General features: G+C 49.5%; 14 protein-coding genes and 1 riboswitch. Of the genes, 9 read left to right on the forward strand and 5 right to left on the reverse strand.

From position 1 onward, the window contains the following. Positions 1-153 precede the first annotated feature (153 nt). Complete coding sequence (locus ACSQ8O_RS05780) at positions 154-1,494, reverse strand: MFS transporter (RefSeq protein ID WP_436240803.1); 1,341 nt, start codon at positions 1,492-1,494, stop codon at positions 154-156. A gap of 217 nt (positions 1,495-1,711) precedes the next feature. Here ACSQ8O_RS05780 and ACSQ8O_RS05785 point away from each other — a divergent pair, with 217 nt between their 5' ends. Next, the gene (locus ACSQ8O_RS05785) at positions 1,712-1,990 is read left to right on the forward strand and encodes an autorepressor SdpR family transcription factor (protein ID WP_173118880.1); all 279 of its coding nucleotides are present in this window, start codon (positions 1,712-1,714) and stop codon (positions 1,988-1,990) included. Then, positions 1,987-2,625: an SdpI family protein gene (locus ACSQ8O_RS05790; protein WP_436240804.1), complete on the forward strand. Its 639-nt coding sequence runs from the start codon at positions 1,987-1,989 to the stop codon at positions 2,623-2,625. The genes ACSQ8O_RS05785 and ACSQ8O_RS05790 overlap by 4 nt, the downstream gene beginning before the upstream one ends. Positions 2,626-2,667: 42 nt before the next feature. Here ACSQ8O_RS05790 and ACSQ8O_RS05795 read toward each other — a convergent pair whose 3' ends face one another. Beyond that, positions 2,668-3,651 carry a bile acid:sodium symporter family protein gene (locus ACSQ8O_RS05795; RefSeq protein WP_436240805.1) on the reverse strand — a complete coding sequence of 328 codons (984 nt, stop codon included), beginning with the start codon at positions 3,649-3,651 and terminating at the stop codon, positions 2,668-2,670. 45 nt (positions 3,652-3,696) lie between these two features. Beyond that, on the reverse strand, positions 3,697-4,146 hold the full coding sequence (locus tag ACSQ8O_RS05800) for an Lrp/AsnC family transcriptional regulator (RefSeq protein WP_436240806.1): 450 nt from the start codon (positions 4,144-4,146) through the stop codon (positions 3,697-3,699). 108 nt (positions 4,147-4,254) lie between these two features. Here ACSQ8O_RS05800 and ACSQ8O_RS05805 point away from each other — a divergent pair, with 108 nt between their 5' ends. Continuing rightward, complete coding sequence (locus ACSQ8O_RS05805; protein ID WP_436240807.1) at positions 4,255-5,016, forward strand: MBL fold metallo-hydrolase; 762 nt, start codon at positions 4,255-4,257, stop codon at positions 5,014-5,016. A gap of 59 nt (positions 5,017-5,075) precedes the next feature. On the opposite strand, the gene hflC is transcribed toward ACSQ8O_RS05805, so the two are convergent. Together hflC and hflK are read right to left on the reverse strand one after the other, a co-directional pair. Continuing rightward, a complete protein-coding gene (hflC, locus tag ACSQ8O_RS05810) occupies positions 5,076-5,948 on the reverse strand; it encodes a protease modulator HflC (RefSeq protein WP_173118889.1) in 873 nt (290 codons plus the stop codon). After that, positions 5,945-6,952: an FtsH protease activity modulator HflK gene (gene hflK, locus ACSQ8O_RS05815; RefSeq protein ID WP_063795431.1), complete on the reverse strand. Its 1,008-nt coding sequence runs from the start codon at positions 6,950-6,952 to the stop codon at positions 5,945-5,947. Before hflK ends, hflC begins: the two co-directional genes overlap by 4 nt. Before the next feature lie 182 nt (positions 6,953-7,134). Then, positions 7,135-7,233, forward strand: a riboswitch (TPP riboswitch). A gap of 144 nt (positions 7,234-7,377) precedes the next feature. On the opposite strand from hflK, the gene ACSQ8O_RS05820 reads away from it, so the two are divergent. The 6 genes from ACSQ8O_RS05820 (at position 7,378) to thiE (ending at position 12,000) form a co-directional block, all read left to right on the forward strand. After that, a complete protein-coding gene (locus tag ACSQ8O_RS05820; RefSeq protein ID WP_436240808.1) occupies positions 7,378-7,983 on the forward strand; it encodes a thiamine phosphate synthase in 606 nt (201 codons plus the stop codon). A 15-nt stretch (positions 7,984-7,998) separates the two neighbouring features. Then, positions 7,999-9,222 (forward strand): glycine oxidase ThiO, encoded by a 1,224-nt coding sequence (gene thiO / locus ACSQ8O_RS05825; protein ID WP_436240809.1) that lies wholly within the window; start codon positions 7,999-8,001, stop codon positions 9,220-9,222. Beyond that, positions 9,206-9,409 carry a sulfur carrier protein ThiS gene (thiS, locus tag ACSQ8O_RS05830; protein WP_056608183.1) on the forward strand — a complete coding sequence of 68 codons (204 nt, stop codon included), beginning with the start codon at positions 9,206-9,208 and terminating at the stop codon, positions 9,407-9,409. Before thiO ends, thiS begins: the two co-directional genes overlap by 17 nt. 4 nt (positions 9,410-9,413) lie before the next feature. Beyond that, a complete protein-coding gene (locus tag ACSQ8O_RS05835; RefSeq protein ID WP_171632287.1) occupies positions 9,414-10,181 on the forward strand; it encodes a thiazole synthase in 768 nt (255 codons plus the stop codon). Between the two features lie 320 nt (positions 10,182-10,501). Beyond that, positions 10,502-11,344, forward strand: a complete 843-nt coding sequence (gene thiD / locus ACSQ8O_RS05840) for a bifunctional hydroxymethylpyrimidine kinase/phosphomethylpyrimidine kinase (RefSeq protein ID WP_436240810.1) — start codon at positions 10,502-10,504, stop codon at positions 11,342-11,344. Beyond that, the gene (gene thiE / locus ACSQ8O_RS05845; protein ID WP_436240811.1) at positions 11,341-12,000 is read left to right on the forward strand and encodes a thiamine phosphate synthase; all 660 of its coding nucleotides are present in this window, start codon (positions 11,341-11,343) and stop codon (positions 11,998-12,000) included. The genes thiD and thiE overlap by 4 nt, the downstream gene beginning before the upstream one ends. Positions 12,001-12,570: the final 570 nt, after the last annotated feature.

Genomic DNA, 12,570 nt, shown 5'->3' on the forward strand with positions numbered 1-12,570 from the left:
GTCACTTCCTTACTTGGTTATTTCAATCACCTAGTATGTTCTACTATAAAATGGATAATAAGTTGTGCAGAAGAGCTTAAAACTCAAAAAAGGCACCTTCACCCCGAGATGGGGACGAGGGTGCCTTTATTCATTTGGATCATCGTTCTGTTTCTATTTGGCTGCCGCGCTATCCTCGATACCTACCCGCATCCCTGAGAGCCTGTACCACAGAAGCATGCCTAGTGAGCAAAGCCCAACGATAATTAACAAACCATATACATGCTTGTAAGCATGCAGTAGCGACGTACTCCGTTGGATTTCAAGTAGAATGCCGCATATCGCGACGGACATCGATCCTCCAAAAAACTGGATCAGCTGCATAAGTCCCATGCCCGAGCCAATTAAATGCTTCGGCAAGATACGTGAAGTCTCATTATTTAGCGATGCGATCGTCGCGGAAAATGCAGGCGAGAAACAAAGATAACCGATTAGCACGACAAGCGGTGAAGCACCAAGCAACGTCGAGAAAGCGATCATCACCAGCGATAACACCCCGTGGCCGATGAGTAGAAACCGCAGATTGCCGAACCGATCAATCCAGCGGCCGACGAAGCGGGTTAGGAACGCGGATAGAATCGCTCCTGGCGCAATCGTTAAACCGATGGTCATGGCGGACTGATTGAACACCTTAGCCAGAACGAGTGGCATTAGGAATAGATTCCCAAGGTTCAGAACCAGAATACAAAACCCAATGACGACAAGCTTCCGAAACGCTGGATTCGCGAGTAATAAGGGGTTTATGAACGTGTTACTTGATCGTTTCAAGTGCCAAACATGTAAGCCAAAGGAAATGGCACTAATGGCAAGCCAAACGCCAGAAATTTGCGTGACCGCTAGTAGTAAGGTCGCGGCATTGACGACCGTCAATAGTGCCCCTAGCATGTCAAATCGGAACGGCACAGGCTGTTCTTTGGGAAGCAAGCGCAAGAGAATGGGAAGAATGACTAAGACTAGGCAGGTAATGGCGAACAACCCATTCCAGCCAAAGTATTCACTTATTAATCCGCCAACGATCGGGCCGAGTCCGAAGGCCATCGCGCTCCCAGCGGAAATCATCGCAATCGCCGAACCTCTTCGTTCAATCGGGATGTAGCGGCTGGCGAGAACCAACCCAAGTCCAGCCATCACCCCTGCGCCTGCGGATTGTAGAATACGTGCCGCCAGCAGTGTGTGGAACTCCGTTGCGAACAGTCCGAACACTGAGGAAAGTCCGAGCACAATCAGCCCTACCGTGAGCAGTTTACGAATCTGCACCACATCGGAGAGTCTACTGTATATAACCGTAGATAAGGCATAGCCAATGGAATAGCTGGAGATGACCCAGGATCCGAGATCCGCTGTGATGTTAAGATCTTGAATAATACTGGGAATCGAGACGTTGAACATCGTCGTATTCATAACCACAATGAACAAACCGATTGTCCAAACGGGCATTACAATTTTATCGTTCATGTGTACCATCCTGTCTGACGCGAGAAGTTAAGTTTGATTTCTTTACCACATAAGAAAGTATAAGTTTTCGGTGCCCGAAAATCTCTTTCTTATTATAAACCTACATCGTCTAATAGCCAAAACAGTTGAAGACACATGCCAATTGACAGGTGGGAATAATCGATGTATTATTTTATTATACATTTAGACAAATATCTAAATAAGGAGGAGCTTCCATTTGAATGAGGCATTTAAAGCGCTGGCGGACCCGACTCGTCGTGAAATATTGCAACTGCTGCGAGAAAAAAGTATGAATGCGGGTGATATTGCTGATCATTTCAAGATTAGTAAACCGAGCATATCGCATCATTTGAACCTGCTTAAACAGGCAGGACTCGTTATGGATGAACGTCAAGGACAACATATTCTATATACCTTGCACACCACGGTTGTTGAAGACGTTATGGGATGGATGTTTAACATACTTAACAAAAAAGATAAGGAGGAATCGTCATGAAAAAATGGAAGGAAATCTTGTTACTTGTGATTAGCCTCTCACCAGCATTAGGGGGCTTCATTCTGTATAACCGTCTTCCGGACACGATGGCGAGCCATTTTGGCGTCAATAATGAAGTGAACGGGACGATGAGCAAAGAAATCTCGCTGCTCATGCTAGTACTGCTGGGTCTGCTGCCGCTATTCATGCGGGCTATGAGAGCGATCGATCCGAAAAAAGCGAATTTCGAGAAATTTCCTGCAGCATTTGAGGTGACGCGATTCGGTGTTACGATCCTTTTAGCTATCGTAGGTTGGGCAATCATTGTCTTTAACTTGGGCTACAGCTTGGACTTTAAGAAAATGACGATGATTTTGCTGGGCGTGTTGTTTGCCGTGATGGGGAACTTTTTAACACAAGTGAAGCCCAACTATACGTTTGGCATACGGACACCGTGGACGCTCGCTAACGAAGAAATTTGGAGAAAGACACATCGTTTGGGAGGTCCACTGATGATGATTGGCGGCATTGTTGCCTTCATTGCAGCGTTTTTAACGAGCTCAATTGCGATCGGCATATTTATAGCCGCTATCGTCATTAGTTCTTTCATTCCGATTATTTATTCGTATGTGATGTTTACTCGGCTATCCAAATAATGAGGAGCATTTAGGCTGCCAGCGATTGCTGAGCAGTCTTTTTCACATTTGTTTAACACCATTAACATGTAAGCTTGGCGTACCACTTTTCAAGGCATATTTCCGATTCAGCAGAAAGCCGAATAGAGAAGCAAGGGATTGCTGGAACAGCATGCCAAGCACGACTGGGATCGCCACGGGTGGCGGGAAGTAAGCTACAGCGAGTACCGCGCCCGCACTAATATTACGCATACCACTGTTAAAAGTAAGGGCAACCACGACATCTTGCTCCCAGCGGAACAATCTAGCGACAAGCCAACCGATCATGTAGCCAAGTGATGCCACGATAAGTACAAAACCTGCCAACCCGAGCAGCTTTGCGTTGAAGTCACGCAAATACGGAGCGATGACGGAGCTGTTAATGGCAACGACGACGCCCATGAATATTTTCGAAAAAGGACCTAAACGGCCTCCCCATTGCTCCTTAATTTTCCCACGCGTCCATTGATTCAGCAGCATCCCAATGAGAGAAGGAACGACGATCATGAAGAACAAGCCTTTCATCATCGCAAACGTATCGAGCTGCACTTTGGTGCCAACCAATACAGAGAGCGTATACGGCACGACGAAGGGTGAAAGGATCGTATCCATCAGGATGATCGATAACGTTAACACAATATTGCCTCGATAAATAGCCACCCACACAAAGCTTGTAATCCCTGTTGGAATGGCTGCGGCCAAAATAAGTCCCGTAATTGTCAGCGGTTCATGACTATAGACAGCATGACCGAGTCCGAGTGCGATCAGTGGCATCCCGACATGCAAAATGAACAAAGTAGTGAGAAGAGGCAGTGGTTGAACGACGACCTTGATGAATTCTTTGAAGCTCGAAGCGATGCTCCCCGAAAAAGTCATGAAAGCAAACAACCATGGCGACAAATAAGTAAATCCAGATAAGTGACTTCCGAGTAGAACTCCGATAAGGACACTAATGGGTGTGATCAGCGGCAAAATCTTTTCTAATTGACGATTTAATTGAGGCAGCATCTAGGTGAACATCCTTTCGTGACCAGCTTGAGGCGAAGCAGATTGCTATTTGACTTGCCCGATGGAAAGACTGATTTTGTAATTGCCATAGGTGAGAAGTTCATCCAGGAAAGCATTCAATTCAAGGGGCGTACGGACGCGCACGCGCATCCAATAACAGCCTTCGCCGCTAACGCGGTGCGTCTCTACAACACACTCTTGGTGTTGAATATATGTGAGGAAAGCTTGATGAGCCGTATTAGATTTCATAAAAACAACGATAAACGCGTGCACGACCTGCCCGATTTTCTCAGGGTTCCAGTTTACAGTATAACCCGTAATGATGCCGAGATCCTGGAGCTTACGTACGCGTGCGCCGACCGCTTGGCCAGTTAGATGAACTTGTTGACCAATCGCTTTATGCGACTGAGTAGCATCTAGCAGTAAATGCTGTAAGATACGTAAATCGATCTCATCGATCGGTGGGTTGCTTAGCACGTGTTGAATTCCTTTCACAATGAAATGGAAAATCGTATATTCGTTTCAGCAGATTGTATGAGAAACAAGCCAATTATTTTACAATTGTAGCAGAACAACAATTAGAAGATAAGAGGTGCTTTGAAAATGAAGCTTCAACTCATTCGCCATGCCACACTTTGGCTGGAATACGCAGGCATTAAATTCCTGATTGATCCGATGTTTAGTGACGCGGGGGTAAACCCGGCAATCGTGAATACAGCCAATCCAAGACGGAATCCCCTTGTGCCTCTGCCATTTCCGATAGCGGAAATAGGTCAACCAGACTTGATTATTGTGACACATTTGCATGGGGATCACTGGGATGGAGCAGCAGCGGAAGCACTGCCGAAATCGACGCCTATCCTGTGCCAACCAGGAGATGAAGGAGTGTTTAAGGCTGCTGGGTTTACGTCCGTGACGGCCATTAATGAGTCACTTACGCAACAGGGAGTAACCTTGTTCCGAACATCTGGACAGCATGGAACTGAGGAGATTGGGAAGTTGATGGGGCAGGTTTCGGGCTTTGTGTTCAAAGCGGAGAACGAGCCAACACTATATCTCGCGGGAGATACGATTTGGTGTGACGACGTACAGCAAGCGTTGGAAACGTATCTGCCAGATTGGACAGTCGTCAATGCGGGCGGTGCGCAGTTCGAAGTGGGGGATCCCATCACAATGGATGCGAACGATGTGGTGAGCCTGTGCCAGTATGCGCCATTCACGAAAATCGTTGCCGTGCACATGGATGCGATCAATCATTGTCATGTGACGCGAGCGGATTTGCGGGGCAGATTGGGATTGGAAGGGTTGTTGGAGCAGGTTGTGATTCCGGAGGATGGAGAGTGGGTGACCACGGTCCGCAACTAGAGAATAAGTAAAAAGCATACTCATCCTAGGATGAGTATGCTTTACGGCGTTAACCAATTTTATTTACCAAGTAAAATTTTTGTGTAAGGGGAATCGATCGGCAGCATGATAACTGGCTCCCCTTTAAATGACACCAAGTAACTATCCAGCGTCCGATAGAAATTGTAGAAAGCAGGGTCTTGACCGTAAGCGGAGTTGTAAATCTTAGCCGCTTCTTGCTCCCCTTCAGCCACGATTTTCTTAGCATCCGCTTGAGCTTGAGCAATTAACTCGCTCGCCTGTCTGTCAGCTTTGGAGGTAATTTTCTTCGACTCCTCATCGCCCTCGGACAAGTACTTCGCCGCAATGGATTGGCGGTCAGAGATCATCCGTTTGTACACGCTCTGCTTGTTGGAGTCCGGCAGATCCGTGCGTTTAATGCGTACATCGACGATCTGGATACCGTAGTTATCGCGCTCCATTAACTCAGAAACTTCCTTCGTAATCTCATCGTTCAAGTTACCACGTTGCGTGTTTTCACTAATGATATCGCTGTAATTGATCTCCGATAGTTTCCGTCTAACGGTGTTATATACTGCGGCATCAATACGCTCTTCCCCGCCTGTGATCGATTGAATTGTGCGCAAGAATTGCTGAGCATCATCAATCCGCCATACTGTATAGTTATCAACTTCGATCGGCTTCTTATCTTTGGTCAAAATGGAAGTAGGCTTGCTATCATACACCATCTGATATTTGGGAAGCGTACGAACCGATTCAATGAATGGAATTTTAAAATGAATACCAGGTTCTGTTTGGATCCGAACGGCTTCTCCAAATTTGAGAACGACGCGGTATTGGCCTTCTTTGACAATAAAGATGGAAATCAGGAAGAAAATAACGAGAACGACACCAAGGATGGATCTCAAAATCCATTTATTTTGTAAGGTCATTTCGCAGTCCCTCCAGTCGTGCCAGTTGCAGCAGCAGGTGTGCGCAGCAGCTCATTAATTGGTAAATATTTGACCGTTTCGCCAGTGCTGTCGCTGATGAAAATTTTGGCATTCGGCAATATTTTTTCTAACGTCTCGATGATAAGCCTGCTCTCTGTGACTGATTTATTATTGGCATACTCCGCATACAGGGCATTAAACTTCGCCACATCCCCCTGCGCATTCAAAATCCGTGATTTCTTCTGTGCTTCGGCATTCTCAAGCAATGCTTGAGCGTTACCGCGCTCCCTAGGAAGGATATCATTTTCGTATTTCGTAGCTATGTTAATCTTCGTGTTTTTCTCTTCACGCGCGTTAGTTACATCTTTAAACGCATTCTGCACATCGCCAGCTGGCGGCTCGATATCTTGGAATTTCAAATCGACAATATGAATTCCTGTTTGATATTTCGTCTGCATCTCGATCAGGCGTTCTTTGACCTTGCCTTGGACCTCGGTTTTTCCTTCTGTAATGGCAAAGTCTAGCGCAGTAGCGCCAATAACTGAACGAATCGCTGCGCTTGCGGAGTTACGTAGGAACAGTTCTGCATTATCAATATTGTACAAGTAGTTGCGCATGTCACTGATATTCCATTCAACCACGGCATCAGCGGATAAAATATTTTCATCCCCCGTAATCATCATCGCTTCTTCTTCTACGGGAGTGATTTTGCCACCCACTTCACGGAAGCCGATTTGGATACGTTGTGTCTTTTTGGCAGGAAGGACAATCACCTGTTGAATAGGGAAAGGGAGTTTAAAGTGAAGCCCAGCTTCCTTCTCTGTTGTATATTTGCCTAATGTTAAAATAGCCGCCTTCTCATGCTCCTGTACCGTGTAGAAGGTGGACGATCCAAAAATAAGGGCGAGAACGATAACAAGGCCGATAACAATTTTGGTCATCAAGCCTGGCGGAAGGGAAGAGGGTCTTCGTCGATCGGGTTCTGGCAGTACAAATGGTTCCATGGCAAACACCCCTTAATATAAGATTTACTGATACTCTATACGGGAAGTTTTGGAAATGGTTTCAATAGAGAGACGTAATTCTCAGCGAGCTGAGAATGGCTAGGTCAGCTGCAACTTGAAATGGAAAATTGTTATTTCCAAGAGTTGGCTGTCATGCTATGATGTTTAGTAATTGCATACGAATGAATCCCTAGGGGCGCCGAGAGGCTGAGACAGTGTAGACTGAACCCTTTGAACCTGATCTGGTTTATGCCAGCGGAGGAAAGTGGAACGAGCTTTGGAGCCGATTTTATATCTGTTTATGATGAGGCAGCCTACAACCACTTTTCTGAGGAAAGTGGTTTTTTTGTGTTTACGAGCAGAGTCAGGATGAAGGGCGCTGGTGAAAGAGAAGCGATGTTCCGTGGAGAGGAGTCGAGCCTTGCGTGTCACAGAAAGAACTGCATGTTATATCGGGCGGGAAGCAAACATGGTCCGAGATCGCAAAGATTGCGGCGCAGATTCACCCATATGTCACAGCGATTCATATTCGCGAGAAGACGAAGTCCTTGGACGAAGTGTTTATCGGCGTTCAGTACTTATTGGAGCAAGGGATTCCAGCCAAAAGCCTGTACGTCAACGGTCTTCCCTCTATCGCTCTAGCCTTGCAAACAGGTGGGCTTCAGCTTCCAGGCACGACGCCATCTCTTGTTATTCAAGATGAGTTTTGCCGCGGGATTCAGCGCATCGGAGTCTCTGTGCATCGTGCAGACGAGGCGATGTGGCGTGAAAAAGAAGGGGCCGATTATGTCATGTTCGGTCATATTTTTGCGACAAACTCTAAGCAAGGCGTACCGCCTAGGGGTTTGGAGCAGTTAAGACAATTAGTTAATCACGTTAACATTCCTGTGATTGCGATAGGCGGGATGACACCTGCGAGGGTAAAGTCCGTTCTGGATGCAGGAGCATCAGGCATCGCGGTGATGAGCGGGATATGGGAAGCAGCGGATCCCCTTGGAGCCGTTCTGGCCTATCATGATGAGCTTCAATAAATAGAGGTGAGCGAAATGTCAGCAGCAAGATCAGATGTCATCATCGTTGGCGGCGGTGTTATCGGTACATCCATCGCGTATTACTTGGCTAAAAGAGGGCAATCCGTCACGCTTTTGGAGCGCAGCCAGCTAGGCGCAGAAGCCTCGGCTGCAGCAGCAGGCATGCTCGGCGCGCAGTCCGAGATGGAAGACACAGGCGCCCTGTTCCAGTGGGCGCGCCAAAGCCGTGCCATGTTCCCCGAGCTGAGCGGGGAACTTCGAGAACTCACGGGCATCGACATCGGCCTCGTCCGTGAGGGGCTGCTGAACGTCGCGCTCAGCGACGTTCAAGAGCAGGAGCTGCGCGCGCGGGAGAAGCTCCAGCGCGCCGCGGGCGAGAAGGCCCAGTGGCTCAGCGCAGCTGAAGCCACGGCCATAGAGCCCGCGCTGAGCGGGGCGACGCGCGGAGCCCTGTACCTGCCCGAGGATGGGCAGGTCGATGCTCCGCTGCTGGCGGCGGCATTCGCGCAGGCGGCGCAAGTGCTCGGGGCGAAGGTGCAACCATTCGCCCAGGTGCAAGGGCTGCTGACCGCGCAGGAGCGCGTCATCGGCGTGCTGACGGCTGCCGGTCCGCTCTACAGCGACCACGTCGTCGTCGCCGCAGGCACGTGGAGCGGTCAGCTGCTTGGGAGCATCGGCATCGAGTTGCCGATGTATCCCGTGAAGGGCGAGTGCTTTTCCGTTAGGATGCCGAAGCCGCTCTTGAAGAAAACCCTGTTCTCGCCAGGGTGCTACATCGTTCCGAAAGCCGGCGGACGGCTGGTGGTCGGCGCGACGGTCGTGCCGAACAGCTATGACCGCAAGGTGTCGCTCTCTGGCTTGGCCGAGCTGATGGATCGCGCGAGGGGGCTGATGCCGCTACTCGGCGATGCCGAGTGGGAGAAAGCTTGGTCGGGGCTGCGACCGCAGACAGGCGACGGACTGCCCTACATCGGCAAGGTGCCTACGGTGAAGGGCTTGTACACAGCGTGCGGTCATTACCGCAACGGGATCTTGCTGAGCCCGATCACGGGGAGGGTGTTGGCGGATTTGATTGTGGGCGGAGATGGCACAGGCGAACAGGGGGATAGTACGATAGCCCCTTGGCTGGATGCCTTCAGCCCGGATTTTTCGCCAGAGACCATGCGAGTAAGTCAGCAGGATCAAAGCACATTTTCAGCTACAGGAAAGGAATTGATAAGCATTGAAACTGCACATTAATGGTCAGCAGGTTGACGTACCCGATACGATTCGGACCGTTGTGGAGCTGCTTGCGCATTTCGACCTAAGCGACAAAATGCTCGTGGTTGAGCATAACGCAGCCATTTTACATAAAGAAGATCACGCGGGTGCTGAACTTGCGGAAGGCCACAAAATTGAGATCGTTCATTTCGTTGGAGGAGGATAAATACATGTTAAAAATCGGTCCATATGAGTTTCGTTCACGTTTGCTGCTAGGTACAGGGAAGTTTCCTGATTTTCAGATTCAAAAACAAGCGGTGGATATCAGTGAATCGCAAATTTTGACGTTTGCGGTTCGTCGGATGAACATTTTTGAGGCGAGTCAGCCGAATTTCTTGTCGATGCTGGACACGTCGAATTTCACGTTGCTGCCGAATACCGCTGGTGCCAAAACAGCTGAAGAAGCCGTCCGCATCGCGCGTTTAGCAAAGGCTTCTGGTCTGTGCGACATGATCAAAGTCGAGGTTATTGGGGATGAAATGACGCTGCTGCCAGATCCCGTGGAAACGCTGAAAGCGTCGGAAATGCTGCTGGAGGAAGGATTTATCGTACTTCCTTATACATCGGATGATGTGTTATTAGCGAAACGTCTGCAAGCGCTCGGCGTACATGCGATTATGCCAGGTGCATCACCGATTGGCACAGGGCAGGGGATCATTAACCCGTTGAACCTGAGCTTTATCATCGAGCAAGCGACGGTTCCGGTCATCGTGGATGCTGGAATTGGTGCACCTTCGGACGCCGCTCTGGCGATGGAAATGGGCGCGGATGGTGTGCTGCTGAACACGGCAGTATCCGGTGCGAAGGATCCTGTCAAAATGGCTTATGCTATGAAACTCGCGATCGAAGCGGGACGCGCGGGCTTTGAGGCGGGGCGTATTCCGAAGAAGCGTTATGCGTCGGCGAGCAGTCCGATGGATGGTTTGAGCCGGGTTTAGGTCTGCGGTTAGGCTAGTAGCAATAGGTGTAGTTTCAGTTCTTGGCATTGGCCTGGATCTGGGCTCCTTTCTCGGTCTAGGTCTTGGTTTTCCCTTGGCTAACGGACACAGGAAGCGTTATTTGGTATATAGATGATGTTTTGAAAAGCTAACGGACACAGAGGTCGCTATTCAGTCGAATTTCCTGCTCATTTGGAGAATTCAGCTGCAATAACGACTGCCGTGTCCGTTAGATTATGGAGATAGTGGTATAGGCGACGATAGCGTCTGTCATGACCGTTAAGAAAAATAGTAGTGAAAAGTAAGTAGGGGGGAGTACCGTGGCGATTTACAAAGCATTGACGATTGCCGGCTCGGACAGCGGCGGTGGCGCTGGTATTCAGGCAGATTTGAAGACATTTCAAGAACTCGGCGTGTACGGAATGTCCGTAATTACGGCTGTTACCGCGCAGAATACGCTAGGTGTGCAAGGTGTTTACCCGATGAGCGTGGAAGCGATTGAACGCCAACTGGCATCCATCGGTGAAGATTTGCGGCCCGATGCGCTCAAAACAGGGATGCTGTTCAGCGGAGACATTATTCGCATTGTGGCAGCGGCGATTAAAACGTATGGGTGGAAGCAGATCGTTGTAGATCCGGTGATGATTGCCAAAGGCGGAGCTTCACTCTTGCAACAAGAGGCGATTGACGCGATGATCCATTCGTTGCTGCCACTAGCTGATGTGGTGACGCCGAATATCCCTGAAGCGGAGGCGCTTAGCGGGATATCGATAACGGACGGGGGCTCTCGGCAGAAGGCAGCCATTCGAATTCATGCATATGGCTGCAAACATGTGATGATCAAAGGAGGCCATGAAGCGAATACGGAGCAAGCGACGGATTTGCTGTATGATGGAGTTTCCTTTACGGAGTTCACTTCAAAACGTTTGGTTACCCAACATACGCATGGCACAGGTTGCACATTTGCAGCTGCTTTGACGTCGGGTTTGGCGCAAGGACTCACGACGAAGGCATCCCTACAGTTGGCGAAAAGCTTCATCTATGCTGCGATTTCGGAGCCTTTACATATCGGAAGTGGGCATGGACCGACGAATCATTGGGCTTATCAGCAGGGTGTTCGAGCCGCTGATTCGAAAGATACGGCAACGCGAGGTGTGCGATGAGTGTATTGTTGCGTGCTGAAGAGCTGCGCAAAGCTCTGCGTTTGTATTTGGTGATGGGCAGCCCGAATTGTGGCGGTGCTGACCCGTATGAAGTGCTGGAAGCCGCTATCGACGGCGGCATCACGATGTTCCAGCTGCGCGAGAAGGGCCCCGGTGCCCTGCAGGGGCAGGAGCTGCTCGCGCTGGGCGTGCGGCTGCGCCGCCTTTGCGCGCAGCGTGGAATCCCGTTCATCGTGAACGATGATGAACGGCTGGCTCTAGAGCTTGAGGCCGATGGGATCCATATCGGCCAAGAGGATGCCCCAGCCGCCGCGGTGCGCGAGCGGCTGCCGAACATGATCGTGGGCGTGTCGGCCCACGATCTGGGCGAAGCCCAGTCGGCGCTGGCCGAAGGCGCCGACTATCTTGGCGTAGGCCCCCAGTATGCCACGCGCACGAAGCTCGATGCGCGGAATGTCCAGGGGCCTGCCGTACTAGCGCGGATGCGCGCAGGCGGCATCCAGCTGCCGCTCGTGGGCATCGGGGGGATCGATGCCACGAATGCAGGCGCCGTCATCCGCGCAGGGGCGGACGGCGTGGCAGTGGTGAGCGCCATCGCGGGTGCGCGCTCACCGCGCGAAGCTGCAGCGGCGTTGCGCGCGCTGCTTTTCCCGTAGTTCTGCTCTCCGGGTCCTCATTTGCATCATCCACACAAAAATATCAAATGACAAAAATCAAAATTTGTTAACTGAAATTGCTGGTTATGAGCATTTAATAGAGTAGCCTTTCTAGTCTCACTTTCGCATCATCCACCACAGCTCTATCAAATGACAAAGAACATTTTCTGTTAGTTAAAGAACTCGGTTAAATAATTGAAAGTTGAACAATGCATCCCCACCTAAGGTTAAAGAATTACAACTGACAAAAATCATTATTTGTTAGTAGAAATTGCTGGTTTGGGGCATTTAATAGAGTAGCCTTCTGGTCTCACTTTCGAATCATCCACCACAGAGCTATCAAATGACAAAAATCAAAATTTGTTATCTGAAATCGCTGTTATGAGCATTTGATAGAATAGCCCTCCAGACCCTCGTTCGCATCATGCACCACAGAGCTATCAAATGACAAAAATCAAAATTTGTTATCTGAAATCGCTGTTTATGAGCATTTGATAGAGTAGCCCTCCGGGTCCTCATTCGTTTCATCCGCCACTGAGCTGTCATCTGAAGTACTTCTGAAATTACTAG

The sequence above is a fragment of the Paenibacillus sp. LjRoot56 genome (genome assembly GCF_964253335.1).
Taxonomy (GTDB): Bacteria; Bacillota; Bacilli; order Paenibacillales; family NBRC-103111; genus Paenibacillus_E; species Paenibacillus_E allorhizoplanae.